32 protein-coding genes, 2 pseudogenes and 1 riboswitch are annotated in these 26,989 nt (G+C 72.5%); of the genes and pseudogenes, 6 read left to right on the plus strand and 28 right to left on the minus strand.

Translation table 11 applies throughout. The features are described from left to right. From MRQ36_RS09125 to MRQ36_RS09140, 4 genes are all read left to right on the plus strand, one after another. Positions 1-951 (plus strand): LLM class F420-dependent oxidoreductase, encoded by a 951-nt coding sequence (locus MRQ36_RS09125; RefSeq protein ID WP_242800962.1) that lies wholly within the window; start codon positions 1-3, stop codon positions 949-951. After that, on the plus strand, positions 948-1,256 hold the full coding sequence (locus MRQ36_RS09130) for a cupin (protein ID WP_242794467.1): 309 nt from the start codon (positions 948-950) through the stop codon (positions 1,254-1,256). Before MRQ36_RS09125 ends, MRQ36_RS09130 begins: the two co-directional genes overlap by 4 nt. A gap of 76 nt (positions 1,257-1,332) precedes the next feature. Continuing rightward, positions 1,333-3,579 (plus strand): hypothetical protein, encoded by a 2,247-nt coding sequence (locus tag MRQ36_RS09135; RefSeq protein WP_242794468.1) that lies wholly within the window; start codon positions 1,333-1,335, stop codon positions 3,577-3,579. A gap of 133 nt (positions 3,580-3,712) precedes the next feature. Further along, positions 3,713-4,069, plus strand: a complete 357-nt coding sequence (locus MRQ36_RS09140; RefSeq protein WP_242794469.1) for a hypothetical protein — start codon at positions 3,713-3,715, stop codon at positions 4,067-4,069. A 75-nt stretch (positions 4,070-4,144) separates the two neighbouring features. Here MRQ36_RS09140 and thiC read toward each other — a convergent pair whose 3' ends face one another. From thiC to MRQ36_RS09190, 10 genes and pseudogenes are all read right to left on the minus strand, one after another. Beyond that, the gene (thiC, locus tag MRQ36_RS09145) at positions 4,145-5,728 is read right to left on the minus strand and encodes a phosphomethylpyrimidine synthase ThiC (protein WP_242794470.1); all 1,584 of its coding nucleotides are present in this window, start codon (positions 5,726-5,728) and stop codon (positions 4,145-4,147) included. Positions 5,729-5,745: 17 nt separating this feature from the next. Beyond that, positions 5,746-6,534 carry a bifunctional hydroxymethylpyrimidine kinase/phosphomethylpyrimidine kinase gene (gene thiD / locus MRQ36_RS09150; RefSeq protein ID WP_242794471.1) on the minus strand — a complete coding sequence of 263 codons (789 nt, stop codon included), beginning with the start codon at positions 6,532-6,534 and terminating at the stop codon, positions 5,746-5,748. Beyond that, complete coding sequence (locus MRQ36_RS09155; protein ID WP_242800964.1) at positions 6,531-7,127, minus strand: thiamine phosphate synthase; 597 nt, start codon at positions 7,125-7,127, stop codon at positions 6,531-6,533. Before MRQ36_RS09155 ends, thiD begins: the two co-directional genes overlap by 4 nt. A 74-nt stretch (positions 7,128-7,201) precedes the next feature. After that, positions 7,202-7,981 carry a thiazole synthase gene (locus MRQ36_RS09160; RefSeq protein WP_308194793.1) on the minus strand — a complete coding sequence of 260 codons (780 nt, stop codon included), beginning with the start codon at positions 7,979-7,981 and terminating at the stop codon, positions 7,202-7,204. Then, positions 7,978-8,178, minus strand: a complete 201-nt coding sequence (gene thiS, locus MRQ36_RS09165; protein ID WP_242794473.1) for a sulfur carrier protein ThiS — start codon at positions 8,176-8,178, stop codon at positions 7,978-7,980. Before thiS ends, MRQ36_RS09160 begins: the two co-directional genes overlap by 4 nt. Continuing rightward, positions 8,169-9,267 (minus strand): annotated as a pseudogene (gene thiO, locus MRQ36_RS09170) (glycine oxidase ThiO). The gene thiS and the pseudogene thiO overlap by 10 nt, the downstream one beginning before the upstream one ends. Beyond that, positions 9,261-9,885 (minus strand): annotated as a pseudogene (gene thiE, locus MRQ36_RS09175) (thiamine phosphate synthase). The pseudogenes thiO and thiE overlap by 7 nt, the downstream one beginning before the upstream one ends. Continuing rightward, a riboswitch (TPP riboswitch) is annotated at positions 9,880-9,987 on the minus strand. Its footprint overlaps the pseudogene before it by 6 nt. 196 nt (positions 9,988-10,183) lie before the next feature. Next, entirely contained in the window at positions 10,184-11,146 is a 963-nt protein-coding gene (locus tag MRQ36_RS09180) for an aldo/keto reductase (RefSeq protein WP_242794474.1), read from the minus strand. A 64-nt stretch (positions 11,147-11,210) separates the two neighbouring features. After that, positions 11,211-12,890, minus strand: coding sequence for an ABC-F family ATP-binding cassette domain-containing protein (locus MRQ36_RS09185; protein ID WP_242794475.1), 1,680 nt, complete (start codon positions 12,888-12,890; stop codon positions 11,211-11,213). A 41-nt stretch (positions 12,891-12,931) separates the two neighbouring features. Then, entirely contained in the window at positions 12,932-13,540 is a 609-nt protein-coding gene (locus MRQ36_RS09190; RefSeq protein ID WP_242800966.1) for a class I SAM-dependent methyltransferase, read from the minus strand. 125 nt (positions 13,541-13,665) lie between these two features. Here MRQ36_RS09190 and MRQ36_RS09195 point away from each other — a divergent pair, with 125 nt between their 5' ends. Beyond that, complete coding sequence (locus MRQ36_RS09195; protein ID WP_242794476.1) at positions 13,666-14,733, plus strand: hypothetical protein; 1,068 nt, start codon at positions 13,666-13,668, stop codon at positions 14,731-14,733. Positions 14,734-14,794: 61 nt separating this feature from the next. Here MRQ36_RS09195 and truA read toward each other — a convergent pair whose 3' ends face one another. The 9 genes from truA to MRQ36_RS09240 form a co-directional block, all read right to left on the minus strand. Continuing rightward, positions 14,795-15,628, minus strand: a complete 834-nt coding sequence (truA, locus tag MRQ36_RS09200; RefSeq protein ID WP_242794477.1) for a tRNA pseudouridine(38-40) synthase TruA — start codon at positions 15,626-15,628, stop codon at positions 14,795-14,797. 76 nt (positions 15,629-15,704) lie between these two features. After that, positions 15,705-16,283, minus strand: coding sequence for a 50S ribosomal protein L17 (gene rplQ, locus MRQ36_RS09205; protein ID WP_242794478.1), 579 nt, complete (start codon positions 16,281-16,283; stop codon positions 15,705-15,707). Between the two features lie 34 nt (positions 16,284-16,317). Next, positions 16,318-17,340 carry a DNA-directed RNA polymerase subunit alpha gene (locus MRQ36_RS09210; RefSeq protein WP_007073009.1) on the minus strand — a complete coding sequence of 341 codons (1,023 nt, stop codon included), beginning with the start codon at positions 17,338-17,340 and terminating at the stop codon, positions 16,318-16,320. Positions 17,341-17,436: 96 nt separating this feature from the next. Further along, positions 17,437-18,063 (minus strand): 30S ribosomal protein S4, encoded by a 627-nt coding sequence (gene rpsD, locus MRQ36_RS09215; protein ID WP_242794479.1) that lies wholly within the window; start codon positions 18,061-18,063, stop codon positions 17,437-17,439. 13 nt (positions 18,064-18,076) lie between these two features. Beyond that, on the minus strand, positions 18,077-18,484 hold the full coding sequence (gene rpsK / locus MRQ36_RS09220; RefSeq protein ID WP_014440747.1) for a 30S ribosomal protein S11: 408 nt from the start codon (positions 18,482-18,484) through the stop codon (positions 18,077-18,079). Between the two features lie 18 nt (positions 18,485-18,502). After that, positions 18,503-18,883, minus strand: coding sequence for a 30S ribosomal protein S13 (gene rpsM, locus MRQ36_RS09225; RefSeq protein WP_091290326.1), 381 nt, complete (start codon positions 18,881-18,883; stop codon positions 18,503-18,505). Positions 18,884-19,146: 263 nt separating this feature from the next. Next, positions 19,147-19,260 carry a 50S ribosomal protein L36 gene (gene rpmJ / locus MRQ36_RS09230; RefSeq protein WP_012184307.1) on the minus strand — a complete coding sequence of 38 codons (114 nt, stop codon included), beginning with the start codon at positions 19,258-19,260 and terminating at the stop codon, positions 19,147-19,149. Positions 19,261-19,351: 91 nt separating this feature from the next. Beyond that, positions 19,352-19,573: a translation initiation factor IF-1 gene (gene infA, locus MRQ36_RS09235; protein ID WP_007073013.1), complete on the minus strand. Its 222-nt coding sequence runs from the start codon at positions 19,571-19,573 to the stop codon at positions 19,352-19,354. A 230-nt stretch (positions 19,574-19,803) separates the two neighbouring features. Then, positions 19,804-20,322 (minus strand): DUF1707 domain-containing protein, encoded by a 519-nt coding sequence (locus MRQ36_RS09240; protein WP_242794480.1) that lies wholly within the window; start codon positions 20,320-20,322, stop codon positions 19,804-19,806. A 267-nt stretch (positions 20,323-20,589) separates the two neighbouring features. Here MRQ36_RS09240 and MRQ36_RS09245 point away from each other — a divergent pair, with 267 nt between their 5' ends. Next, positions 20,590-21,126: a hypothetical protein gene (locus tag MRQ36_RS09245; RefSeq protein ID WP_242794481.1), complete on the plus strand. Its 537-nt coding sequence runs from the start codon at positions 20,590-20,592 to the stop codon at positions 21,124-21,126. A 71-nt stretch (positions 21,127-21,197) separates the two neighbouring features. Here MRQ36_RS09245 and map read toward each other — a convergent pair whose 3' ends face one another. From map to rpsH, 9 genes are all read right to left on the minus strand, one after another. Continuing rightward, positions 21,198-22,049, minus strand: coding sequence for a type I methionyl aminopeptidase (gene map, locus MRQ36_RS09250; RefSeq protein WP_242794482.1), 852 nt, complete (start codon positions 22,047-22,049; stop codon positions 21,198-21,200). 90 nt (positions 22,050-22,139) lie between these two features. After that, on the minus strand, positions 22,140-22,793 hold the full coding sequence (locus MRQ36_RS09255) for an adenylate kinase (protein WP_242794483.1): 654 nt from the start codon (positions 22,791-22,793) through the stop codon (positions 22,140-22,142). Next, positions 22,794-24,122 carry a preprotein translocase subunit SecY gene (gene secY / locus MRQ36_RS09260; RefSeq protein ID WP_242794484.1) on the minus strand — a complete coding sequence of 443 codons (1,329 nt, stop codon included), beginning with the start codon at positions 24,120-24,122 and terminating at the stop codon, positions 22,794-22,796. It abuts the gene before it with no gap. 232 nt (positions 24,123-24,354) lie between these two features. Continuing rightward, on the minus strand, positions 24,355-24,798 hold the full coding sequence (rplO, locus tag MRQ36_RS09265) for a 50S ribosomal protein L15 (protein ID WP_088991891.1): 444 nt from the start codon (positions 24,796-24,798) through the stop codon (positions 24,355-24,357). After that, positions 24,798-24,980 (minus strand): 50S ribosomal protein L30, encoded by a 183-nt coding sequence (rpmD, locus tag MRQ36_RS09270; protein ID WP_229400546.1) that lies wholly within the window; start codon positions 24,978-24,980, stop codon positions 24,798-24,800. The genes rplO and rpmD overlap by 1 nt, the downstream gene beginning before the upstream one ends. Further along, a complete protein-coding gene (rpsE, locus tag MRQ36_RS09275) occupies positions 24,980-25,594 on the minus strand; it encodes a 30S ribosomal protein S5 (RefSeq protein WP_018784559.1) in 615 nt (204 codons plus the stop codon). The genes rpmD and rpsE overlap by 1 nt, the downstream gene beginning before the upstream one ends. A gap of 33 nt (positions 25,595-25,627) precedes the next feature. Beyond that, on the minus strand, positions 25,628-26,005 hold the full coding sequence (rplR, locus tag MRQ36_RS09280) for a 50S ribosomal protein L18 (RefSeq protein ID WP_172896629.1): 378 nt from the start codon (positions 26,003-26,005) through the stop codon (positions 25,628-25,630). Positions 26,006-26,013: 8 nt separating this feature from the next. Beyond that, entirely contained in the window at positions 26,014-26,556 is a 543-nt protein-coding gene (gene rplF / locus MRQ36_RS09285) for a 50S ribosomal protein L6 (protein ID WP_242794485.1), read from the minus strand. A gap of 16 nt (positions 26,557-26,572) precedes the next feature. After that, complete coding sequence (gene rpsH, locus MRQ36_RS09290; protein WP_013288624.1) at positions 26,573-26,980, minus strand: 30S ribosomal protein S8; 408 nt, start codon at positions 26,978-26,980, stop codon at positions 26,573-26,575. Positions 26,981-26,989: the final 9 nt, after the last annotated feature.

The raw sequence follows: 26,989 nt of genomic DNA on the forward strand, positions 1-26,989 counted from the left end.
ATGCGGGTGTCGGTCTTCACCGAGCCGCACCGCGGCGCGAGCTACGACGACCAGTTGCGCTTCGCCCGGCTGGCCGAGGACGCCGGCTACGAAGGGTTCTTCCGCGCCGACCACTACCGGTCGATGGGCGACGACCCGGGGCTGCCCGGCCCGACCGACGCCTGGCTCACCCTGGCCGCGCTGGCCCGGGAGACCTCCCGCATCCGGCTCGGCACCCTGGTCACCTCCGCCACCTTCCGGCTGCCCGGACCGCTCGCCGTGCAGGTCGCCCAGGTCGACCAGATGAGCGGCGGCCGGGTCGAGCTGGGCATCGGCGCCGGCTGGTACGAGCGGGAGCACACCGCGTACGGCATCCCCTTCCCCCCGGTGGGCGAACGGTTCGACCGGCTGGCCGAGCAGCTGGAGATCGTCACCGGGCTGTGGCGCACCCCGCCCGGCGAGACCTACAGCTTCACCGGCGACCACTACACCCTCGTCGATGCGCCCGCCCTGCCCAAGCCGGTGCAGCAGCCCGGCCCGCCCGTGATCGTCGGCGGCCGAGGTCCCAAGCGCACCCCCGAGCTGGCCGCCCGGTACGCCGACGAGTTCAACATGCCGTTCAAGAGCATCACCGAGACCGCCGCCGCGTACGAGCGGGTGCGGGAGGCCAGCGACCGGGTCGACCGGCCCGGCTCCGGGCGGGCACCGCTGGTGCTCTCCGCCGGGATCGTGGTGGCGGTCGGGCGTACCGACGCGGAGGCGCAGCGCCGGGCCGCGCCGCTGCACGTCAAGAGCGCCCTGCCGCCGGAGGACCCGGTGGTCGGCTCCCCCGCGCAGCTCGTCGACCGGCTCGGCGAGTTCGCCGCGATCGGTGCCACCCGGGTCCACCTGCGCCTGATCGACTTCGACGACCTCGACCACCTGGAGCTCATCGCCGCCGAGGTGCTCCCCCAGCTGGACGGTGCCCGATGACCGACGTGTCCGACGAACCCGAACTCGGCCCGGTCGGGCAGGAGATCGTCTTCGAGAACGATCGCGTCCGGGTCTGGCACATCCGCCTGGCGCCGGGCGAGCGGCAGCCGCTGCACCGGCACGACCACCCATACCTGGTGGTGGCGATCGAGGGCGCGAAGAACGTGGTGCAGACCGTCGACGGCACCCGGATCGACGCCGACGAACCGACCGGCGGGGTCGTCTACCGCGACCCGGGGGCCGTGCACATGCTCACCAACGTCGGCGACACCACCTATCTGGCACGCCTGGTCGAGCTGAAGTAGCCACGCCGACGGCAGGTCGCCGCGCCGCGCTGTGCCAAGGTGGCGATCGCGCGCACCGGGCCGTAACGTGCCCGACATGGCCTTTCGGACGTGGGGCAGACTGCTGCTCACGGCGCTCGGGGTGAGCGTGCTGGCCGGGGCCGGCCAGCTCGGCATCGCGTACGGCTTCGGCATCGTGCGCCTGGGTGGCACCTTCACCGACGGTACGGTCAACCGGTGGCCCGCCCAGCTCGTCTGGGTCGGCTGGTTCGCGGCGATCGCCGCGGTGGCCGGCGCCGTCCTCACCGAACGACTGGCCCGCCGGGACGGCTTCCCCGGCGGCACCACCGAGCAGCTCTCCGTCGCCGGGGCCGCCGCACTCGGCGCGACCGTGGTCGCGCCGCTCTGCATGCAGCCGGCCCGGGCCGCCGAACTGAACTCCGTCGACCCGGTGTGGGCCGTCGGCATCTGCGCCGTCCTCGGCGCGGTGGTCGGTGCCGGTGCCGCGCTCGCCGTGCTGCTGCGCCCCCCGCTGGGCTGGAACATCGCCATGACGGTCGGCGTCGTCTGGCTGCTCGCGCTGGTCTCGGTGGCACCGTCGATCGCCTCGACCGGCCCGCTGCCGACTGTACGGCTCGGGGTCCTCGAACCCTCCTGGCTGGACGCGGCCACCGCCCAGCGCCTGGCCGTGCTGATCCTGCCCACGGTGGCCCTGCTGGCCGGCGCGGCGATCGGCGCGCTGGCCCGCCGGTGGGAGCAGCCCCCACTGGTCGGCGGCGCCGCCGGTGCGGCCGGCCCGGTCCTGGTGGCGTTCGCCTACCTGGCCGCCGGGCCGGGTGACCCGGCCGACCGCTACCAGCTCGCGCCCTACTACGGCGCCCTGATCGCGGTCGCCACCGGCGCGCTGGGCTCGACGGCCGCCACCCTGCTGCGCCGGCCGGTCGGCGCCCCCGGCCACCGCGGCGATCGCACCGAGCGAGATCCTCCAGCCGCTGCCGGGCGAGACCGGCGAGCCGGCGCACCCGACCGGCGACGGATCCACACCCGACGCCACCGGCGCGGCGGCCGGGCCCGTCGACCTCTTCGCCACCGGGCGGGACGACGCGGCGTCGCCCAGCCCGGCGCACTGGGACTGGCCGGCCCCGCCGGCAGCAACCCGGCACCGGTCCCCGCCGGCCTGCCGCCGGCCCGGCGCACCTCCGCCATCGACGTGCTCGCCGGACCGCCGGCCCGGACGCCCGACACCGGCACCGGCACCGGCGACCGGACACCGTCCACTCCGCCGGCGGCCACCGTCGCGCAGCCCACCACCCCGAGCCAGCCGACCGCTCCGACCCAGTCCACCCAGCCCGCCGACCCGGCGGCGCAGCCGGCCCCGGCGACGCCGGCTGACCGCACCACCCCGGCGGCGAAGCAGCAGGTCACGGCCGGGACGCCGGTCACGCCCGCCGCCCCGGTGGACGCGACCACGGCAGCGGCGGTGGACGCGACCACGGCAGCCCCGGCCGGGGAAGACACGCCCGCCCCGACCGCCGCTGCGAGCACGACGAGGCCCACCCCGGCAGTCACCCCGAGCCCGACGTCGAACGGCCCCGCCGACGCGGGCACCGGAACCTCCGCGACGCGCGGCCCGCCGACAGCCCGTCCGCCACGACCGGCCCCGACGTCGGGCCGGGGCAGCCCGAGCAGCCGACGCCGGGCACCGCCGCCCCGACCGGCCGCGCCAAGCGGACCCGGAAGCCGCGCACCCCCGCCGCACCGCCCGTACCCGCGGGAACCGCCGGGCCGGCCGCCCCGACCCCGGCCGACTCCCCGACGACGACCGGGACCGCGCCGGCGTCGACCACGACCGGGACCGCGCCGGAGGCTGCCGACTCCACCCCGGACCAGGCACCCGCGACCCCCGGTACGGACGACCCGACGACCGGCGCCCCGCCGACCGGCCCGGCCGACGCGGTGGGCGGCACCGCGACCCGCCGTCCGCGCCGCGCCGCGGCCCGCCGTACCGCCGCCGAGCCGGCAACCCCCGCCCCCGACCCGGACGACACGGCGACCGCCGCCGGTCCGGACGCCCCGTCGGACGGCGACCCGAAGACCGGCGGGACCGAGGCCGCGCCGACCGCCGGCACTCCGGCCGGCCCGTCGCCCCGCCCCCGCATCCCGATCTTCGAGGCGGACCGCCCCGGCGACGTCCGGCCGGCCTGGCCCATCCCCCCGACGCCGGCCTGGCCGGTCACCCCGCGCGCCGGCGGTGGTACGCCGGACCCGGCGCCGGACGGCACCGGCGGACGTACGCCGCTGGAGCCCGCGCCCCGACCCCGGCACCGGGCCCTGCCCGACCTGAGCCGGGCCGCCAGGACGCCTTCGGCTCCGCCCGGCGGACCGACACCGCCACCCCGGACGGGGACCCCGCGACGGACGACGCTGCGACGCCGGGCGGCTTTCCTGCGCGGGCCGCCGCCCCGGACGGGGGCCGCGTGCGGGCCGACGACCCGACGGGCCGCACCCCGGACGACGGTGCCTCGACCCGGCGCACCGACGACCGGGCGACCGGTGCCGACGGCGCGACGTCGGACGCGACGGACCGGTCGACCACCGAGGGCGGCGACGCAGCCACCGGCGGGAAGTCACGGCTGCGGCGGGGCCTGTTCCGGCGCAACCGGGCGAAGGGCGGCGAGGAGAACGTCGCCGACCGGGCCGGCCGCGAGCCGGAAGCGGTGCCGGCGCACGACGAGGAGTACGTCGACTGGGTCACCGGCCTGGCCCGGCCCGCCCAGGACACCGAGCCGGCCGAGGGTCGTACGCTGCGGACCGGCCGCCACCACCGCGACTGACGGTCGACCGGCCGACCTGGGCGGGGCCACGATCGTGGGTGGGGCCGACCCGCCGGCCGCCCCCACCCGCGCGGCTCAGGCCAGGGGCAGATAGACCCGACCTCCGGAGGAGAGGAACTCCGCCGACTTGTCCTGCATGCCGCGCGCCGCGTACTCCTTCAGCTCCTGGGTGATCTTCATGGAGCAGAACTTCGGGCCGCACATCGAGCAGAAGTGCGCCGTCTTGGCGGGCTCGGCGGGCAGCGTCGCGTCGTGGTACGACCGCGCGGTCTCCGGGTCCAGCGACAGGTTGAACTGGTCGGACCAGCGGAACTCGAACCGCGCCTTCGACAGCGCGTCGTCCCACGCCTGCGCCCCCGGGTGCCCCTTGGCCAGGTCGGCCGCGTGCGCCGCGATCTTGTACGCGATCACGCCCGCCTTCACGTCGTCCCGGTCGGGCAGCCCCAGGTGCTCCTTCGGGGTGACGTAGCAGAGCATCGCGGTGCCGAACATGCCGATCATCGCGGCGCCGATCGCCGAGGTGATGTGGTCGTACGCGGGGGCGATGTCGGTGGTCAGCGGGCCGAGCGTGTAGAACGGGGCCTCGTGGCACCACTCCTGCTGGAGGTCCACGTTCTCCTTGATCTTGTGCATGGGCACGTGTCCGGGGCCCTCGATCATCACCTGCACGTCGTACTCCCAGGCGATCTTCGTCAGCTCGCCGAGGGTACGCAGCTCGGCGAACTGCGCCTCGTCGTTCGCGTCCGCGATGGAACCGGGGCGCAGTCCGTCGCCGAGGGAGAAGGTGACGTCGTACCTCGCGAGCAGCGAACACAGTTCGCGGAAGTTGGTGTAGAGGAAGTTCTCCTCGTGGTGCGCCAGGCACCAGGCGGCCATGATCGAGCCGCCCCGCGACACGATCCCGGTGACCCGGTCCACCGCGAGCGGCACGTACGGCAGCAGCACCCCGGCGTGCACCGTCATGTAGTCGACGCCCTGCTCGGCCTGCTCGATGACGGTCTCCCGGAACACCTCCCAGCTCAGCTTCACCGGGTCGCCGCCGACCTTCTCCAGCGCCTGGTAGATCGGCACGGTGCCGATCGGCACCGGCGAGTTCCGCACGATCGCCTCGCGGGTCTCGTGGATCCGCTTGCCGGTGGAGAGGTCCATCACCGTGTCCGCGCCCCAGCGGGTCGCCCAGGTCAGCTTCTCCACCTCCTCGGCGACCGAGGAGCTGACCGCCGAGGTGCCGATGTTGGCGTTGACCTTCACCAGGAACGCCTTGCCGATGATCGCCGGCTCGCACTCCGGGTGGTTGACGTTGAGCGGCAGCACCGCCCGCCCGGCCGCGATCTCGTCCCGGACGAACTCGGGTGCCGTGCTCTCCCGGATCGCCACGAACTCCATCTCCGGCGTGACGATCCCGGCCCGCGCGTACGCCAGCTGGGTCGGCCGGGTGCCGGCCAGCGGGGTGCCGGCACCGCGTACCGGCGCCACGTCACCCCGCGCCGCGATCCACGGCCCGCGCAGCGGGGGCAGCCCCACCTCCGGGTCGGAGCCGGGGCCGGAGGTGTCGTAGAGCCGCAGCGGCGGGTTCTCCCCGGTCAGCTCCACCTCGGCGAACGGCACCCGGACGTCCGGCCGTGACCCCTCCACATAGACCTTGCGACGTGCCTGCATGACAGCCTCCCTGATGGTCAACGGGACCAGCCGAAGTGGTCCAGCGGGCCGCGTCCCGCGCCCAGCTCCCACTCCCGCGCACCGGTCAGCGCGCGGGTGACGTACTCCTTGGCGGCGGCGACCGCGACCGGCATCGGGTCGCCCGCCGCCAGCCGGACGGCGATCGCCGCCGAGAACGAACAGCCGGTGCCGTGGCTGTGCCGCGTCGCCACCCGGGGCGCCCGCAGCAGCGTGGTGGTCCCGCCGCCGGCCAGCACGTCCACCGACTCACCGGCCGCGTCCACGTCACCGCCGGTCACCACCACGTGCGCCGGGCCGCCGGCTGCCAGGGCCTCGGCCGCCGCAACCATCTCCTCGACCGTGGTCACCGGCCGTCCGGTGAGGGCGGCGGCCTCCGCGCAGTTCGGCGTCGCCACCATCGCGTACGGCAACAGCCGCTCGACCGCCTCCACCACGCCGAGCCGGTGTCCACTGGTCGCCACCAGCACCGGGTCGACCACCAGGTACGGCAGCCGCCCGCCCTTCGCCGCGTCGGCCACCGCGTCGGCGACCGCCGGGGTGCCGAGCATCCCGGTCTTCACCGCGCGTACGTCGAAGTCGCCGAGCACGCTGTCGAGCTGGTCGCGCACGGTCTGCGGGGGCAGTGGCAGGACGGCGTCGACGCCCCGGGTGTTCTGCGCGGTCACCGCCGTGACGACCGAGGTGCCGTACGCGCCGAGGGCCGCGAAGACCTTCAGGTCGGCCTGGATCCCGGCACCGGCCCCGGAGTCCGAGCCGGCGATCGTGAGCACGGTCGTGGGGGTCACCTGAAAGCTCCCTCGAAGGCGCGGGTCAGCGTGGTGGCTGACTCGGTGGGGTCGTCGGATCGCATGACTGCGCCGAGCACCGCGACGCCGACGGCTCCCACCTCGACGCAGGCTCGGACGTGTTCCGGTGTCTCGATGCCGCCGAGGGCGAGCGCCGGCACAGGGCTGGCCTCGATCAGCCTTCGCAGTTCCCGCGCGTGCAACGGTGGCCCGTAGCCGGGTTTGGTCTTCGTGGGGAAGACGGGCGAGAGGGTGACGTAGTGCTCGGTGGTGAGGCGGGCCAGTTCCGGCTCGTCGTGGCAGGAACGGCCGACCAGGGCGAGCCGGGGCGGCGGACAGGGGCCGGCCGACGGCAGGTGGACGGCGTCGCCGTCGAGCGGGTCGGGGCCGGCGGCGATCAGGGTGCCGCCCGCGTCGGCGAGGATCGCCCGCAGCTCGGCCGCGAGGGCGGCGCGCTCGGCGCTGGGCAGGTCCTTCTCCCGCAGCACCACCCAGCGCACTCCCCCGCGCACCGCCGCCGCGACGACGTCCACCAGCGGTCCCCGCGCCACGCGCCGATCCGTCAACAGCACGACGCCCGACGGCAGCGCGATCCTGGACGGTTCGGGCCCCGCCGAGGGCCTGCTCCGTCCAAGATCCGCCGCCGGAGCCGCGGTGGGTGGCGGGGTCACAGGTCGGGCCTTCCGTCGTCGGGGGTGGAGGGGAGGGCGTGGTAGCGGCGCGCGATGCGGCCCGCGCCGTACGCCAGGTGACCGGCCTCGACGCCCAGGCGCATCGCGGTGGCCATCGCCACCGGGTCGGCGGCCCGGGTGACGGCGCTGGCCAGCAGCACGGCGTCGCAGCCCAGCTCCATGGCGAGCGCCGCGTCGGAGGCGGTGCCGATGCCGGCGTCGAGGATCACCGGCACGTCCACGCCCTGCCGGATCAGCCGGATGTGGTGCGGGTTGGTGACGCCCAGCCCGGAGCCGATCGGCGCGCCGGCCGGCATCACCGCGGCGCAGCCGGCGTCGGCGAGCCGGCGGGCCAGGATCGGATCGTCCGAGGTGTACGGCAGCACGGTGAACCCGTCCGCCACCAGCTCCTCGGCGGCACGCAGCAGCTCCACCCCGTCGGGCAGGAGGGTGCGCTCGTCGCCGATCACCTCGAGTTTCACCCAGTCGGTGTCGAACGCCTCCCGGGCCAGGTGCGCCACCTTCACCGCCTCGCCGGCCGTGTGGCAGCCGGCGGTGTTCGGCAGCAGCTTCACCCCGCACCGGTCCAGCAGGTCGAGCAGCCCGCCGGAGGTGCCGGGGGCGGTGTCCACCCGGCGCAGCGCGACGGTGACCAGCTCCGTACCGGAGGCACGGATCGCCTGCTCCAGCACGTGCAGGTTGGCCGCGCCACCGGTGCCGAGGATCAACCGGGACCCGAACGTGCTGCCGGCCAGTTCGAAGGACATCCCGCTCACCCGCCCTGAGCGGCGCTGAGCACCTCGACCCGGTCGCCGTCGGCCAGCAGCGTCGCCGGCCAGCCGCCGCGCGGCACCACCTCGCCGTTCACCGCGACCGCGAGGCCACGCCGCTGGTCGGTGACCGCGCGGACCAGGTCCGCCACGGTCGACCCACCGGGCAGCTCCCGCCCCGCGCCGTTGACGATCAGTCGCACGTCTCCTCCTCGATGGTGGTGAAGCGGTCCGGGCGGAAGGGGGCGAGCAGCGGGTCCGGCTCGCCGGTGACGATCAGCCCGGTGACCAGGTCGGCGGTGACCGGGGTGAGCACGATGCCGTGCCGGTGGTGGCCGGTGGCGGCGAGCACGTCGGGCCGGCCGGGCAGCGGGCCGAGGACCGGCGCGTTGTCGGGGGTGCCGGGGCGCAGCCCGGCGGTCGCCTCGACGAGGTCGTACTCGGCCAGCTCGGGGACCAGGTCGACGGCGGCGCGGAGCAACCGCAGCACCGCCCCGGCGGTCACCTCGGTGTCGCCGCGCTCCTCGACGGTCGCCCCGACCACCACCTCGCCGTCGGCCCGGGGCACCAGATAGACCGCTTCGCCGTCGGCGTACCCCCGGATCACGTGCCGGAAGCCCGGCGTGCCGCGACCGGGCGCGCGGAGCCGGAGCACCTGCCCCTTCACCGGGCGGACCGGGAGGCCGGTGAGCGCGGCGGCCCCGCAGCCGGCCGCGACCACGGTGACCCGCGCGGCCACGTCGGACAGGCGCTCCACCCGACCGGGCAGCAGCGTCGCGCCGGCCCGTTCGGCGGCGGCCCGCAGCGCGGTCACCAGCCGTCGCGGGTCGACCTGGTGGTCGCCGGGCGCGACCGCGCCGCCGCGCACCCGGGGGCCAGCGCCGGCTCGCGGTCGCGCAGCTGCGAGGGCGCAGCGGCGTGATCGGCAGCCCCAACCCCTGCTGGTACGACCAGAGTCGCCGCGCCTCCGCCAGGTCGTCCCCGGTCAACCCGACCAGCAGGGTCCCCTCGGTCCGGTAGCCGAATTCCTGCCCGGAGGCGGCGGCCAGCTCGGCGGCGAATCCCGGCCAGCGGGCGGCGGACTCGGCGAGCAACCCGGTCAGCTCGTGCTCACCGAAGTACGCCTCGGCGACCGGCGCCAGCATCCCCGCCGCCACCCGCGACGCCCCCGACCCCGGCGCGGGATCGTGCACCACGACCCGCAGTCCGCGCTGCGCGCACCGCCAGGCGATCGCCAACCCGATCGGCCCCGCCCCCACGACAGCGACATCCGGGAGCGCGGGCGTCAGCACGTCAGCGCCCCGAGCAGCTCGGCGGTGGCCCGGCCCGGATCGGCGGCCCCGGAGACCGCCCCGACCACCGCCACCCCGTACGCCCCGGCGGCGCGCAGCGCCGGCACCGCCGCCGCGGTGACCCCGCCGATGGCGATCACCGGTACGGCCACCGCTTCGGCGACCGCCCGCACCCCGGCGGCGCCGATCGGCGTGGGCAGGCCGGTCTTGGTGCCGGTGGGGTGGCAGGCCGACCCCGAGATAGCTGGCCCCGCCGGTGACCGCCGCGGCGGCGGCACCCGGGTCCCGGGCGGTGACGCCGAGCACGGCACCGGAGCCGAGCACCCGACGGGCGGCCGGCACCGGCAGGTCCTCCGCGCCGACGTGCCCGCCCGCCGCGCCCACCGCGAGCGCCACGTGCAACCGGTCGTTGACCAGGCACGCCGCCCCGTACGGCCGGCACAGCGCCAGCACCCGCCGGGCCAGCTCGTACGCCTCGCGGTCGGTGGCGTCGTCCTCGACCCGGACCTGGACGACCAGCTCGGCGCGGGCCACCGGCAGGACGGCGCGCAGCACGGTGAGCGGGTGCCGCCCCGGCCGGGTGTCGGTGATCAGATGCAGTCGTCCCAGGGACGGCACGGCAACACTCCTCCCTGCGCCGGCATTACCCGGATCAGGTTCGACGGTCGGGGGCTCCAGCCCCCCTCTCAGCCCGGTGCACCGGGCTCCCGTGGGTCACTTGCGGCCATACCGTACGACGCGCCGGGCGTCGGCGGAAGAGTCGGTGACGTTTTTCCCATTCACCGTCCGGAGTGGAGACCGGGACAGTGGGTGACCGCAGCCGCACGCCATGCTGTCCGGATGCCCTCGTCCGCCCGGGCCGGAGAAAGCCCTGCCCCGGCACCGTCGAGCGGGCCGGGGCAGGGACGAGCCGGGATCAGAGGATCGCGTCGAGGGCGTCCAGGTCCTCGTCGGTCGGCTGCCAGACGCCCGCCTCGGCGTTGGCGCGGACCTGCTCGGGCGTGGTGGCACCGGCGATCACCGAGGTCACCGCCGGCTGGGCGGCGAGCCCACCGATGGCCACCTGGAGCATGCTGAGCCCGCGCTCGGCCGCGTACGCCTCGATCGCCTCGATGGTGTCCCAGTTCGCGGCGGCGAGACGCTCGGCGTACCGGCCGCCGCCGGAGAGCCGGCTGCCGGTGGGCGGGGCCTGGTCGCGCCGGTACTTGCCGGTGAGCAGGCCGTTGGCGAGCGGGAAGAACGGCAGCATGCCGAGGCCGAACCGCTCGCAGGCGGGGATGACCTCGGCCTCGACGGAGCGCTCCAGCAGCGAGTAGTGGTTCTGCGCGGAGATGAAGCGGGCCCTGCCCTGGGAGGAGGCGGTCCAGTCGGCGTCGGCGATCTGCCAGCCGGCGAAGTTGGAGTTGCCGAGGTAGCGCACCTTGCCGGCGCGGACCAGGTCGTCCAGGGCGGCGAGGGTCTCGTCGATCGGGGTGCCCGGGTCGGGTTCGTGCATCTGGTAGAGGTCGATGTGGTCGGTGTCGAGCCGGCGCAGCGACGCCTCGACGGCCCGGGCGATGTAGCGCCGCGCGCCCCGGGCGCCGTGGTCGGGGCCGTTGAGCCCGTGCATGTCCATGCCGAACTTGGTCGCCACCACCACGTCGTCGCGGCGGCCCTTGAGCGCCTGGCCGAGCAACTCCTCCGAACCGCCCTGCGGCTCACCGTAGATGTCGGCGGTGTCGAAGAAGTTGATCCCGGCGTCGAGGGCGGCGTCGACGACCGCGCGGGTGCCGTCGAGGTCGAGCTTGCGGCCGAAGTTGTTGCAGCCGACGCCGACGACGGACACCACGAGCCCGGAGTCGCCCAGCCGGCGGTAGGTCATCTCAGTCACGAGATCCACCCTATGCCGGCTGTTAAGAGGGGGCCCCTTCACAACGTCTGGCGTTAACAGGGGGCCCCTCCTTTCACCCGACGTCCCAGACCGGCTCGGGCGGCTCGGTCACCTCGCCGTCGCCGCCGAACAGGAGGAACCGGTCGAAGGAGCGGGTGAACCAGCGGTCGTGGGTCACCGCGATCACCGTCCCGGAGAACGCGGCGAGGCCGGCCTCCAGCGCCTCGGCGGAGGCGAGGTCGAGGTTGTCGGTGGGCTCGTCGAGCAGCAGCAGGGTCGCCCCGGACAGTTCCAGCAGCAGCACCAGGAAGCGGGCCTGCTGGCCGCCGGAGAGGGTGCCGAACCGCTGGTCGCCCTGGCCGGCCAGCTCGTACCGGGACAGCACGCCCATCGCCGCGTGCCGGTCCATGCCCTTGCGGTGCTCGTCGCCCCGCCACAGGATCTCGACCAGGGTCTTCCCGGTCAGCTCGGGGCGGTCGTGGGTCTGCGAGAAGTGCCCGGGCCGGACCCGGGCGCCGAGGCGTACCACGCCGTCGTGGGCGACGGGGGCGAGCGCCGCCGCGCCGTCGACCGGCGGGTCGGCCGGGTCGGGGTCGGTGCCGCCCCGGGCGAGCAGCCGGAGGAAGTGGGACTTCCCGGTGCCGTTCGCGCCGAGCACGGCGACCCGGTCGCCGTACCAGATCTCCAGGTCGAAGGGGTAGGTCAGGCCGTCGAGTTCGAGCTGCTCGGCGACCACCGCGCGCTTGCCGGTCCGCCCGCCGGTCAGCCGCATCCGGATGTCCTGGTCCTTCGGGGGTACGGGCGGCGGCCCGGCCTCCTCGAACCGGCGCAGCCGGGTCTGCGCCGACTGGTAGCGGGACGCCATGTCGGAGTTGTACGCGGCCTTCTGCTTGTACATCAGCATCAGCTCGCGCAGCTTCTGGTGTTCCTCGTCCCACCGTTTGCGCAGCTCGTCGAGGCGGGCGTGGCGGGCCACCCGTGCCTCGTGCCAGCTCGCGAAGCCGCCGGGGTGCACCCACGCGCTGCCGCCCTCGACGGCGACCACCCGGTCGGCGGTCTGGGCGAGCAGTTCCCGGTCGTGCGAGACATAGAGCACCGACTTGCCGGATTCGCGCAGCCGCGCCTCCAGCCAGCGCTTGCCGGGCACGTCGAGGAAGTTGTCCGGCTCGTCGAGGAGGAGCACCTCGTCGCCGCCGCGCAGCAGCAGCTCCAGGGCGAAGCGCTTCTGCTGGCCGCCGGAGAGGGTGCGGACGGGCCGGTCCCGGGCGGCGTCCCAGGGCAGGTCGAGGACGATGGTGGCGACGGTGTCGAAGAGCACCTCGGCGTCGTACCCGCCGGACTCCCCCCAGGCGGCGAGCGCGTCCGCGTACGCGAGCTGCGCCTTGCCGGCGGCGGAGCTGTACTTGCCGCGGACCTCGGCGTCCCGCATGGCCGCTTCGGTGGTGACGAGCCGGCGGCCGGCGTCGCGCAGCGTCGGCGGGGCGAGCGAGAGGGCCAGGTCGGCGAGCGTGGAGTCGTCGCCGATCATGCCGATGAACTGCCGCATCACGCCCAGCCCGCCGGAGCGGGCGATCACGCCGGTCTGCACCGGCAGGTCGCCGGCGACCATCCGCAGCAGGGTGGTCTTGCCGGCGCCGTTCGGGCCGACCAGGGCGACCTTGGCGCCCTCACCGACCCGGAACGACACGTCGGTGAAGAGCTCCCGGCCGTCGGGCAGCAGGTGCCCGACGGATGCCACGTCCACATATCCCACGCCGGCATCCTGCCCGAGCGACCGGGGCGGCCGACACCCGATTACCGGGTGACCCGCAGCACCCGGTAGCCCTTCTGGCTGGCCTGCCGCTCCACCTGCCAGCCCTGCTCGTCGACGAGCCACCGGTGCAGCGAGTCGCCGCCGAGGTGCCGGGCGACCACCAGCCAGGCGACGCCGTCCGGGGCGAGCCGCGGCAGCCAGCGGCGCAGCAGCTCGTGCAGGTCGCTCTTGCCGATCCGGATCGGCGGGTTGGACCAGATCTCGGCGAACGAGACGTCGGCCGGTACGTCGTCGGGGGCGGCGACCCGGACCCGGTCGGCGGCACCGACCCGGGCGGCGTTGGCGGCGGTGAGGTCGCGGGCGCGCTGGTTGACGTCGACCGCCCAGACCGTGGCGGTGGGCGCGTGGTCGGCGAGCACGCAGGTGATCGGCCCGAAGCCGCAGCCGAGGTCGAGCAGTGCCCCGGTGGTGTCGGGGGCGGGCAGTTCGGCCTTGCGCAGCAGCACGGCGGTGCCGGCGTCCAGCCGGTCGGCGGAGAAGACCCCGCCGGCCGAGGTCAGCGTGTAGTCGCGCCCGGCGACGGAGAACTCGACCTCGCGCGGGTGGGCGGTGGTCGCGGGTTCAGCGGTGAAGTAGTGGTCGCCGGTCACGTCGCGCATTGTCGCACCGTGCCGGGCCCGGCTCGTCGACGGTGGGCGGGCGCAGTGCGACGCCACCTCGCCAGAATTTCCCGATATTACCCCCGAAAGGGATATTCAGCCCTAGTGTGTGCGACATGGTGTATCGGTACGAGTCCGCTGAGGACGCCTTCCTGGAGTCCCCGGAGCCGGGAGCCGACCCGTCGGCGCCCGGCGTCGGTGCGCCCCCTCCCGCAGGCCCCTCCCCCTCCCGCTTCCCCACCCCGTCGCTGCCCCGGCCCACCCGGGCGGTCCACCCGTCGCTCCCGCCGGCGGCCCGGCCCACCGTGCCGGTGCCCAGCACGCCGATCCCCCCGGCCGCGCCCACCACGCTCAGCCAGGTGTACGCGGGCACGCCGCCGCCCCGCCAGCCCCGGACCGACCGGAGCGGCGGGGGACGCGCCTGGCGGGTGCTCATCGGCGGTGCCGCCGTCGTGGCGCTGCTGGCACTCAGCGGACTGGCCGGCGCGGCACTGCTCAAGGACCGGCAGGTCGTACCGGAGCCGGTCGCACCCACGCCGCAGCCCCAGGCCGAGCAGTCCGCCGCCACCTCGGGGCACGACCTGGACTCGCGGGACACCGACCAGGTGGCGCTCACCGTCAAGGAGGTCTTCCCGGGCCGGACACTGGTGGTCACCGACGGCCGGCCCGCCTACCGGGTGCTCAAGACGCAGGCCAGCACCAGCTGCGCGGTCGCCGCCACGGACGAGGTCGCCGACCTGCTGGTCCGCCTCGGCTGCAACCAGGTGGTCCGGGCCACCCTGCGCTCCCCCGACGGCGACTACCTGCTCACCGCGGGCCTGCTCAACCTGACCGACCTGGCCAGCGCCCAGCGGGTCCGGGACCGGCTCCGGCAGCTGCTCGACGAACGGCAGGGCCGGTTCCGGGGCATGACCGCCGGCGACGACACCGAGGCGGTGGCGACTTCCGCCGCCCGGGTCGGCTGGCAGGTACGCGGCCACTACCTCGCGTACTGCCTGGTCACCCGGGCCGACGGCGAACGGGTCGGCACCGACGACGCGAAGGCGCGGGAGGCCCTGACCGACCTGGTCCAGCAGTACCTCAGCCGTGGGGTGCTGGAGCGCCGGGCGAACGGCGGGATCACCGGGCAGCCCACCCCGCGGGAGAGCACCGCCGACCAGGAGAACTCCCGCGGCGAGAACTGAACGTCCGTCGGGAAGGGCCGGTCGACCCTCGGGGTGGACCGGCCCGTTCGACGTGGGCCGGTCAGCCCTCGGCGACGGGCACCCGCAGCCGCCGGGTGAGGTCGGCGCGGCGGGCGTACTCGGCCGGGTCGGTGGGGTAGCCCACCGCCACCAGGGTCAGCCCGTGCGCGCCGGCCACGGTCACCTCGCTGGAGCGTTCCCGGCGGGTGAGCAGGCCGGCCGGCCACTCGACCGGCCGGCGGCCGTCCCCGGCCACCAGCATCGCCCCGACCAGGCTGCGCACCATCGCCTGGCAGAACGCGTCGGCCTGGACGGTGGCCACCAGGATGCCGTCCGGGTCCCGCCGCCAGTCCAGCCGGGTCACCTCGCGCAGCGTGGTGGCGTGCTCCTTGCGCCGGCAGTACGCCGCGAAGTCGTGCTCCCCCACCAGGCCGGCCGCGGCGGCGTTCAGCGCGTCCAGGTCCAGCGGCTTCGGCCAGGCGAGCGTGTCGTGCCGGCGCAGCGGCTCGGCACCCCAGGGGGCGTCGGTCACCCGGTACTCGTAGCGGCGGTAGGTGGCCGAGAAGCGGGCGTCGAAGTCGCTGGGGACCTCGGTCATCGCCCGGACCCGCACGTCGGTGGGGAGCAGCCGGGCCAGCCGGCGCAGCAGCCGCCCGTCGTGCTCCCGCCACACCGTGGCAGGCAGGTCGAGGTGGCAGACCTGGCCGGTGGCGTGCACCCCGGCGTCGGTGCGACCGGCCACGGTCAGCCCGGTCGCGGTGCCGGCGCCGAGCACCAGGTCCAGCGTCTCGACGAGCACCCCGGCGACCGTGCGCCGGGTCGGCTGGGGCGCCCAGCCGGAGAAGTCGGTGCCGTCGTACGACACGTCCAGCCGGAGCCGGATCCGCTCGTCCACCTCGTACCTCCCGGTCACGGCGTCGGGCCCGGCACCCCCACGGGAGGGGTGCCGGGCCCGACGCTGCTGCCTGTGCTCAGGCCTTGTTCTCGGTGGCCTCGGTGGCCTCGTCGCTGTCCTCGCGGGCGGCGGCGGTGTCACCGGAGGCGTGCACCGGGGCCTCGGAGTCCTGGTCGACGTCGGCGTCCGCCGGGGTCGACTTCGGGGTCTCCTCGGCCGGGGCGAGCGCCTCGACCTTGTCCTGCTGGGCGGCCTTACGGGCGGCGGTCTTCTTGTTCGCCTTGGGCTCGGCGACCTGAAGCTCCTCGACCAGCTCGATGATCGCCATCGGAGCGGCGTCACCCTTGCGCGGACCGGTCTTCACGATCCGGGTGTAGCCACCGTTGCGGTTGGCGTACCGGGGCGCGATCTGGTCGAACAGGGCGTAGACCACGTCCTTGTCCTTGACGACGCCCAGCACCCGCCGGCGCGCGGCGAGGTCGCCCCGCTTGGCCTTGGTGATGAGCTGCTCGGCCAGCGGACGGAGCCGCCGGGCCTTCGTCTCGGTGGTCTGGATCTTTCCGTGCTGGAACAGCGCGGTGGCCAGGTTGGCCAGCATCAGCCGCTCGTGCGCGGGGCTGCCGCCGAGGCGGGGGCCCTTGGTGGGCGTGGGCATGCTTGGTGCTCCTCAGGTGTGGCGGCAGCGCGGACTAGAGCTGCTCGGTCTCGCGGTAGTCGTCGGTGTCGTAGTCGGCCTCGCCGAAGGCGTCCACGACGTGCGCCGGGTCGAAGTTCGGAGCCGAGTCCTTCAGCCCGAGACCCATCCCGGCGAGCTTCATCTTGACCTCGTCGATCGACTTCTGACCGAAATTCCGGATGTCGAGGAGGTCGGCCTCGGTACGCCCGATGAGCTCACCAACGGAGTTGATGCCCTCGCGCTTGAGGCAGTTGTAGGAGCGGACGGTGAGGTCCAGCTCCTCGATCGGCAGGGCCAGGTCCGCCGCCAGCTGGGCGTCCTGCGGGGACGGCCCGATGTCGATGCCCTCGGCGGTCTCGTCCAGCTCCCGGGCCAGCCCGAAGAGCTCCACCAGCGTCGAGCCGGCCGAGGCCAGCGCGGTACGCGGGCCCATCGACGGCTTGGTCTCGACGTCGATGATCAGCCGGTCGAAGTCGGTCCGCTGCTCGACCCGGGTCGCCTCGACGCGGTACGTCACCTTGAGCACCGGCGAGTAGATCGAGTCGACCGGGATCCGGCCGATCTCGGCGCCGGCCTGCTTGTTCTGCGCCGCCGTGACGTAGCCACGACCCCGCTCGACGGTCAGCTCCATGTCGAGCCGGCCCTTGCCGTTCAGGGTGGCGAGCTTCAGGTCCGGGTTGTGCACCGAGACACCGGCCGGCGGCTGGATGTCACCGGCGGTCACGTCGCCCGGGCCCTGCTTGCGCAGGTACATGCTGACCGGCTCGTCGTGCTCGGAGCTGACGCAGAGCTCCTTGATGTTCATGACGAGCTCGACCACGTCCTCCTTGACACCGGGGATGGTGGTGAACTCGTGCAGAACACCGTCGATCTTGATCGAGGTGACCGCCGCACCCGGGATGGACGACAGCAGCGTACGCCGCAGCGAGTTGCCCAGGGTGTAGCCGAAGCCCGGCTCCAGCGGCTCGATGGTGAACCGGGAGCGGGTCTCGTTGATCGACTCTTCGGAGAGAGACGGTCGCTGGCTGATGAGCATTTCTTCTCTTCTCTTCCGGGGCGCCCGCTATTTGACGCCCACGACACAAACTGTTCCGGTGGCCCGCCCCGCAGGACGGGCCACCGCAACGAGCCCTTACTTGGAGTAGAGCTCGACGATCAGCTGCTCCTGGACCTGGGTGTCGATCACCTGGCGGGCCGGGAGCGAGTGCACGAGAACCTTCATCTGGCTGGGGATGGCCTCGAGCCACGCCGGAACGCTCTTGGAGCCGGCCTCGGCGGCCGCCACGATGAACGGGGTGAGCTCCTTGCTCTTGCCCCGGACCTCGATGATGTCGTGCTCCTTGACGCGGTACGACGGGATGTCGACCTTCTTGCCGTTCACCGTGAAGTGACCGTGCTTGACCAGCTGGCGGGCCATGTCCCGGGACTTGGCGTAGCCGGCCCGGTAGACCACGTTGTCCAGCCGCGACTCGAGGATCTGCAGCAGAACCTCGCCCGTCTTGGCCTTCTTGCCGACGGCCTCTTCGTAGTAGCCGCGGAACTGCTTCTCCAGCACGCCGTAGACACGACGGGCCTTCTGCTTCTCACGGAGCTGGAGCAGGTACTCCGTCTCCTTGGTGCGGCCGCGGCCGTGCTGCCCGGGCGGGAACGGCCGGGACTCGAACGGGCACTTCGGACCATCGCACTTGCTGCCCTTGAGGAACAGCTTCATCTTCTCCCGCCGGCAACGGCGGCAGTCAGCACCGGTGTAACGAGCCATCTCTCTCTACCTCTCAGACCCGGCGACGCTTGGGCGGACGGCATCCGTTGTGCGGCTGCGGGGTGACGTCGGAGATCTGCCCGACCTCCAGCCCGGCGGCCTGCAGCGAACGGATGGCGGTCTCCCGGCCGGAGCCGGGGCCCTTGACGAACACGTCGACCTTCCGCATGCCGTGCTCCATGGCCCGACGCGCGGCGGCCTCGGCGGCCAGCTGCGCGGCGAACGGAGTCGACTTGCGGGAGCCCTTGAAGCCCACCTGGCCGGAGGAGGCCCAGGAGATGACCGCACCGGTCGGGTCGGTGATCGACACGATGGTGTTGTTGAAGGTGCTCTTGATGTGCGCCTGCCCGTGGGCGACGTTCTTGCGTTCCTTGCGCCGGACCTTCTTGACGGCGGCTCCGGCACGAGCCTTCGGTGGCATAAGTCTGTGCGCTCCTAGTTACTTCTTGCCGGGCTTCTTCTTGCCGGCGACGGTCCGCTTCGGGCCCTTCCGGGTACGCGCGTTGGTCTTGGTGCGCTGACCGCGCACGGGCAGACCACGGCGGTGCCGGATACCGGCGTAGCAGCCGATCTCGACCTTGCGGCGGATGTCAGCGGCGACCTCGCGGCGCAGGTCGCCTTCAACCTTGTAGTTGCCCTCGATGTGGTTGCGGAGCTGGACCAGCTCCTCGTCCGTGAGGTCCCGGACCCGCTTGTCCGGCGAGATGCCGGTCGCGGCGAGCGTCTCCAGGGCACGGGTACGACCGACCCCGAAGATGTAGGTGAGCGCGATCTCCATCCGCTTCTCGCGGGGGAGGTCGACGCCGACTAGACGTGCCATGTGCGGGCGTACTCCTCGTGATGTTGTGGCGGAGGTGTGGACCCGTCCCACCCCGCTACCGGCCGTCCCGTCCTTCCGACGCCTTCAGCGCCGGCGACCGGGATCGGTCGCTGCCCGAGCGGGCCCCGGCCTCCGACCGGGGGTCAACCACGATTGAGTACGCGCTGCGTACCGCTCGCGGCTGGGACGAGCATGGTGATGTGTTTCGGGATCTACGACACCCGGGCCGTCCGACCGGCCGCCTCACGACCGGTGGGACTGGTTCAGCCCTGGCGCTGCTTGTGGCGCGGGTCGGTGCAGATGACCATGACCCGGCCGTGCCGGCGAATGACCCGGCACTTGTTGCAGATCCTCTTGACGCTCGGCTTGACCTTCACGGTTGCCTTACTTCCCATCTGGCCCGGAGGCGCGCAGGCGCGACGCCGGACGTCGAAGACGGACACGGGGACTTCCCGGCCGTCGTCAGGCTTACTTGTAGCGGTAGACGATGCGCCCGCGGGTCAGGTCGTACGGCGAGAGTTCGACGACGACACGGTCCTCCGGCAGGATGCGGATGTAGTGCTGCCGCATCTTGCCACTGATGTGAGCCAGCACCTTGTGACCGTTCGCGAGCTCCACCCGGAACATGGCGTTCGGCAGGGGCTCGATGACCCGACCCTCGATCTCGATGGCTCCGTCTTTTTTCGGCATGTCCTCCGCTGTCCTGACGTCGGTTACTCCGGACGGCCCACAACGTCTTACACGAGCCCTGACCAAGATCAGATGGCTCGAGCCAGCCGCGGCTCCGACTCCCACCGAAGCGCAGGGTGGGCATGCCGGAGTGGACGCTGTGCGCCGATCAGAAAGTGTACGCCCGCCTGCGGGGCGTCGCCAAACCGGCCACCCGGCCGGACGGCGAAGAGGCTGGCACGTGAGTCAGCTCACCGCGAGCGCCGGCCCCGACCCGCCCGCCGGGTCCGACGCCCGGCGTCCCGTCGCAGCTCGCCGGAGCCGACACCGCCCACGGTACGCAGCACCAGCAGCGCACCCCACGGACCCAGCACCCAGGCCGGCCAGTAGTAGCCGACATGTTGCGAGCCGAGGCTGGACAGCAGCCAGATCACGTTCACGATCGCCGCCACCCGCAGCCAGGGCAGCCACACGTCGAGCAGCCAACCGGGCCGCTCGGATGCCGGTGCGACCGCAGGGGCCGGCCGCGCCCCGGCGGCCGGGGGTGTCGGCTGGTGGGGCACCACGTTCGACCGCTCCACCAGCGCCGGCCCGGGCAGGTCGGCCAACACCGCGCCGAGTTCCGCGTACGTCTTGGCGGCGTAGGCCCGCTGGAGGCGCTCGTCGTACTCGTGCAGGTCGAGCCGGCCCTCCTCCAGCGCCAGCCGGAGCCGCTCTGCCGTCTCCTGCCGGTCCGCGTCGCCCGCCCGCATGCCGTCCCGCCCCTCCATGCCGGCAAGCATGCCACCGCAGTGCCACCGGCCGGAGTCCCGTCGGCATGGTGCACCTCAGGTCGCCGGCGTGACGGCGCCGGGTCCGCCACGACCAGCCACCGTCCTTTTGGCGGAGCGGACCGAAACGCGTGTCCCGCCGGGCGCCGACGGGAGCAGGGAACCGGGCAGATGGCGCGGACCGTCGCCGCGCCGGGTCGAGCGAAAACCCGCAGATACCCACGCGGGCCGGACCATCCCGATTGACGTCACTGATTGTGACCAAGGTTGACGCCCGAGTATTCGACGTATAGGTTTTCGTTCGTCGGCATCGCCGACAAAGACGGGGGAAATAATCGCGGTGCGCTCCAGGTGGAGCGCACCCTCGTTTGCCGCCGTCTCCGGCCAGGCCGCCGTCTGCTCATTGCTTTCGGCGTACGACAGGAGATTGGAGACAGATCCGTGCAACTCAAGTCAATCATCCGGCGGACCCTCATGGTGTCCGCCGCCACCGCGACGACCCTGGTGGTCTTCGGCGGGCAGGCCAGCGCCCACGCACACACGCTGCCCATCTACGGCGCGGGAGCGCTGATCGGAAACGCGCAGGTGGAGGCAGACCACCTGTACGTCAAGGCGTGCGACTTCTCGGCGGACGGCGTCGGCATCCGGGCCGAGTACAAGACCACCAGTGGCGTCACGGACATGGTCGGGGATGCAAATGGCAGCGCCTCCGGCTGCGGTCGTGAGCACACGCCGTCGGGCTTCGTGAGTTCGTACCGTGTTTGCGACTCCACCAACCGCTGCTCCAGTTGGGTCGCCCCGTAAAACAAATGAGAAATCCCCCGTACGGCAATTGCCGTGCGGGGGATTTCTTTGCAGTTATGGCCTGAGAAGAGTCAGGACGGCCCGGATCCTACGGCCACAGCCTGCGACACCAGATCACCAAGCCGGGAAACGCCCCCGTCCTCGGCGGTCAGCACATAAGCCCCGTCCGGCAGCAGCGCAATGGAATGCTCGACATGCGCGGCGACCGATCCGTCCCGGGTGACCACCGTCCAGCCGTCGGCCAGCTCCACGGTCCGCGGCGAGCCCATCGTGATCATCGGCTCGATGGCCAGCGCCATTCCCGGCACCAACCGGGGACCCTTGCCGGGCCGCCCGTGGTTCAGCACGTGCGGGTCCTGGTGCATCTCGGTGCCGATGCCGTGGCCGCCGTACCCGTCGACGATGCCGTAGCGGCCACCCTTGCGGACGGCGGTCTCCACGGCGTGCGAGATGTCGGTGAGCCGGCCCCGGCCGTTGGTCGCGCCGCGCGCCGCCGCCGCGATGCCGGCCCACATCGCGTCCTCGGCGACCGAGGCCATCTTCAGCAGGGCCGGGTCGACCTCGCCGACCCCGACCGTGATCGCCGCGTCGCCGTGCCAGCCGTCCAGCACCGCACCGCAGTCGATGGAGATGAGGTCGCCTTCGCGCAGCACCTGCTGCGCCGCCGGGATCGCGTGCACCACCTGCTCGTTGACCGACGAGCAGATCGACGCCGGGAAGCCGTGGTAGCCCTTGAACGACGGGACGGCGCCGGCCTCCCGGATGGTGGCCTCGGCGATCGCGTCCAGGTCGGCGGTGCTCACCCCGGGGGCGACGGCCTCCCGCATCCGACGCAGCGCGCGGGCGACCACCAGGCCGGCGGCGCGCATCTTCTCGATCTGGTCGGGGGTCTTCAGCTGGATGTCCAGCTGGGGACGACGCATGGAGCCGTTACCTTTCGTTGCGCGGAACAGCGGGGCACGTCGGACGTACCCCGCTGTTCGCACTCTATCCGCCGGGAGGCCGGCGGGCCGTCAGCCGCCGTAGGAGCGCAGGGCGTCGATGGCGCGGACGGTGACGTCCTCCACCGGCCCGGTCGCGTCGATGCCGACCAGCTTGCCCTGGGCGCCGTAGTAGTCGACCAGCGGCGCGGTCTTCTCGGCGTACTCCCGCAGGCGCGCGGCGATCGTCTCCGGCTTGTCGTCGTCGCGCTGGAACAGCTCGGCGCCGCAGCGGTCGCAGATGCCGTCCTTGGTGGTCGCGTCGAACTCGACGTGCCAGATCTTGCCGCAGCCCCGGCAGGTGCGTCGGCCGGAGAGCCGCCGGATCACCTCGTCGTCGTCGACGACCAGCTCCAGCACCAGGTCCAGCGCGGTGCCCAGGTCGGCGAGGAGCTTGTCCAGCGCGGCGGCCTGCGGCGTCGTACGGGGGAAGCCGTCGAGCAGGAAGCCCTCGGCGGCGTCCGGCTCGGCGAGCCGGTCCCGCACCATGTTGATGGTGACCTCGTCCGGGACGAGCTTGCCGGCGTCCATGTACCGCTTGGCCTCGACGCCCAGCGGCGTGCCCTGCGAGACGTTGGCCCGGAAGATGTCACCGGTCGAGATCTTCGGCACCGACAGGTGAGCCGCGATGAACTCCGCCTGCGTGCCCTTGCCCGCGCCCGGCGGGCCAACCAGAACGAGTCGCATCTACCGCAGGAACCCTTCGTAGTTCCGCTGCATGAGTTGGCTCTCGATCTGCTTCACGGTCTCCAGACCGACGCCGACCATGATGAGCACAGCGGTGCCGCCGAACGGGAAGTTCTGGAACTGCTGGTTGTCCAGCCAGATGAAGAAGAAGTTCGGCAGGATCGCGATGATGCCCAGGTAGAGCGCGCCCGGCAGGGTGATCCGGCTGAGGATGAAGTCGAGGTACTCCGCGGTCGGCTTGCCCGGGCGGATGCCCGGCACGAAGCCGCCGTACTTCTTCATGTTGTCCGCGACCTCGGTCGGGTTGAACGTGATGGACACGTAGAAGTACGTGAAGAAGATGATCAGCAGGAAGTAGATCGCGATGTGCTCCGGCGCCGCCGGCTTCACGATGTGGTTCGTGATCCAGGCCTGGGTCTTGCCCGGGTTGGTCTGGTCGAAGAACTGGAGCGCGAGCTGCGGCAGGTAGAGCAGCGACGAGGCGAAGATGACCGGGATGACGCCGGCCTGGTTCACCTTGAGCGGGATGTAGGTGGAGGTGCCGCCGTACATCCGCCGGCCGATCATGCGCTTGGCGTACTGCACCGGGATCCGGCGCTGCGCCTGCTCGATGAAGGTGACCGCGGTGATGACCAGCAGGACCAGGGCGATGACGAGGAAGAACATCCACCAGCCCTTGCTGGTCTTGATCTTCCAGCCTTCGCTGGGCAGTCGGGCCGCGATCGAGGTGAAGATCAGGACCGACATGCCGTTGCCGACGCCCCGGTCGGTGATCAGCTCGCCGAGCCACATCACCACGCCGGTGCCGGCGGTCATCGTCATGACCAGGATGGTCAGCGTCAGCCAGTCCGGGATGCCGGTGCCCTTGGGCACGATCGGGAACTGGTCGCACTTGTTCTGGAAGAGCTGCCCGGAGCGGGCCAGCGCCACGAACGCCGAGGACTGGAGGATGCCCAGGCCCAGGGTCAGGTAGCGGGTGTACTGGGTGATCTTCGCCTGGCCGGCCTGGCCCTCCTTGCGGAGCTGCTCCAGCCGCGGGATGACCACCGTCAGCAGCTGCAGGATGATCGACGCGGTGATGTAGGGCATGATGCCCAGCGCGAAGACCGAGAGCTGCAGCAGCGCGCCCCCGGAGAAGAGGTCGAGCAGGTTCAGCACACCGGTGCCACTGCCCTGGATGGTGTCGAGACACTTCTGCACGTTGCCGTACGACACACCCGGGCTGGGCAGGGTCGCGCCCAACCGGTAGACCGCGATGATGCCTACTGTGAACAGCAGCTTCTTGCGCAGGTCAGGCGTACGGAACGCACTGAGAAAGGCGGACAGCAACTTCTTCCTCCTGCGCGCGGCGGGCCGCCGGTGATCCCTGGCGGGTCGGGGTGGGTGCCGGGCGAGCGCCCGATATCCATAGCTGGGATGGGACTCTAACAGTCCGATCCCGGTCCGGGCAGGTGTGCCCGGCTACATAAACCGAATCCGATGTTACTTGGCGCACACGCGCCGTGTAGACCATGGCGCCCGCCCAGTTGCGGACAACTGAGCGGGCGCCATGACATTCGCCTTACAGCTCGGTGACCGAGCCACCGGCGGCGGTGATCTTCTCCTTGGCCGACGCGCTGAACGCGTGCGCCGACACCTGGAGGGCAACCCCGCCGAGGTCGCCGGTGCCAAGGACCTTGACCGGCTGGCCCTTGCGGACCGCGCCGGCCTCGACCAGCTCCAGCGGGCCGACCTGGCCGCCGTTCGGGAAGAGCTCGGCGAGCCGGTCCAGGTTGACCACCTGGAAGACGACCTTGAACTTGTTCTTGAAGCCCTTCATCTTCGGCAGGCGCATGTGGATGGGCATCTGCCCACCCTCGAACGCCGCCGAGATGTTCTTCCGGGCCTTGGAACCCTTCGTACCGCGACCGGCGGTCTTGCCCTTGGAGCCCTCACCACGACCCACGCGGGTCTTGGCGGTCTTGGCACCGGGCGCCGGGCGCAGGTGGTGGACCTTGATCGTCATTACTCGACCTCCTCGACCTTCACGAGGTGGTTGACCGCGAAGATCATGCCCCGGATCTCCGGCCGATCCTCCTTGACCACCACGTCGTTGATCCGCTTGAGACCGAGCGAACGCAGCGAGTGCCGCTGGTTCTGCTTGGTCCCGATCTCGGACCGGACCTGGGTGACCTTCAGGCGAGCCATCAGGAAGCCACCCCCGCCCGCGACGCCAGCATGGCGGCCGGCGCGACGTCCTCGACCGGCAGACCACGACGGGCCGCGACCTGCTCCGGGGACTCGAGCCCCTTCAGGGCCGCCACCGTGGCGTGCACGATGTTGATCGGGTTGGACGAGCCGAGGCTCTTGGAGAGCACGTCGTGGATGCCCGCGCACTCCAGCACGGCACGAACCGGGCCACCGGCGATGACGCCCGTACCGGCCGAGGCCGGCTTGAGCAGCACCACGCCCGCGGCGTCCTCACCCGTCACCGGGTGCGGGATCGAGGCGCCGATGCGCGGCACCTTGAAGAAGTGCTTCTTGGCCTCCTCGACACCCTTGGCGATCGCCGCGGGCACCTCCTTGGCCTTTCCGTAGCCCACACCGACGGTGCCGTCGCCGTCGCCCACGATCACCAGGGCGGTGAAGCTGAAGCGACGACCACCCTTCACGACCTTGGCGACGCGGTTGATCGCGACGACCCGCTCGAGGTGCGGGGTCTTCTCGACGGGCGCGTTTCCGCGGCCGCCCTCACGGCGGTTGTCGCGGCGACCACCCTCGTTGCCACCGGACCCGCCGCCACGGCGCTGTTGACCTGGCATCAGCAGCCTTCCTTCTCTCTCGTGACGGGGTTTCTAGAACTCGAGCCCGGCTTCGCGGGCAGCATCGGCAAGCGCGGCGACCCGCCCCGCGTACCGGTTGCCACCGCGGTCGAAGACGACCTTCGAGACGCCGGCGGCCTTGGCGCGCTCGGCGAGCAGGGCGCCGACCTTGCCGGCCAGGGCGCTCTTGTCGCCCTCGGTGCCGCGCAGCGAGGCGTCCAGGGTCGAGGCCGACGCCAGGGTGTGACCCTTGGTGTCGTCCACGATCTGGGCGACGATGTGCCGCAGGGAGCGGGTGACGACCAGGCGGGGACGCTCGGCGGTGCCGCTGACGTTCTTGCGGACCCGGAAGTGTCGACGCGCACGGCCGACGGCGCGCTTGGCGGCAACGCCGCGGCGGCGCTTGAGCAGCGTGGCGCTCACTTCTTACCTGCCTTTCCAGCCTTGCGGCGGATGACCTCGCCCTGGTACTTCACGCCCTTGCCCTTGTAGGGCTCCGGCGGGCGGATCTTCCGGATGTTGGCGGCAACCTCACCGACCTGCTGCTTGTCGATGCCGGCCACGTGGAACAGGGTCGGCTTCTCCACCGTGAAGGTGATGCCGTCCGGGGCGGGCACCAGCACCGGGTGCGAGAACCCGAGCGCGAACTCCAGGTCCTTGCCCTTGGCGGTGACGCGGTAACCGGTACCGGCGATCTCGAGGCTCTTGCGGTAGCCCTCGGTCACCCCGACGATCATGTTCGCGACCAGGGTACGGCTCAGGCCGTGCAGCTCCTTGGCCTTGCGCTCGTCGTTCGGCCGGTTGACGTGCAGCTGGCCGTCCTCGCCCCGCTCCGCCTTGATCGGCTCGGCCAGGGTGTGCGTCAGCTCGCCCTTGGGGCCCTTGACCTTGACGGTCTGGCCCTCGATCGTGATGTCGACGCCGGAAGGTACCGGGATCGACTTACGTCCAATACGCGACATTTCTACCTGTCTCCCGTTACCAGACGAAGGCGAGGACTTCCCCGCCAACGCTCCGCTTGCGGGCCTGCCGGTCGGTGAGCAGCCCCTGGGACGTCGAAATGATCGCCACGCCCAGCCCGCCGAGCACCCGCGGGAGCCCGTCCGACTTGGCGTACACCCGGAGACCGGGCTTGGACACGCGCTTGATGCCGGCCAGGCTCCGCTCCCGGTTCTGGCCGTACTTCAGCTCGACGACCAGTCGCTTGCCGACGGCGCCCTCCTCGGGCTCCTCGACCGACCAGGTGGCGATGTAACCCTCGGCCTTGAGGACCTCGGCGATGTTCGCCTTGATCTTCGAGTAGGGCATCGTCACCCGGTCGTGGTACGCCTGGTTGGCGTTACGCAGACGCGTGAGCATGTCTGCGATCGGGTCGGTCATCGTCATGAAATTCGT

It is taken from the genome of Micromonospora sp. R77, from assembly GCF_022747945.1.
Taxonomy (GTDB): Bacteria; Actinomycetota; Actinomycetes; order Mycobacteriales; family Micromonosporaceae; genus Micromonospora.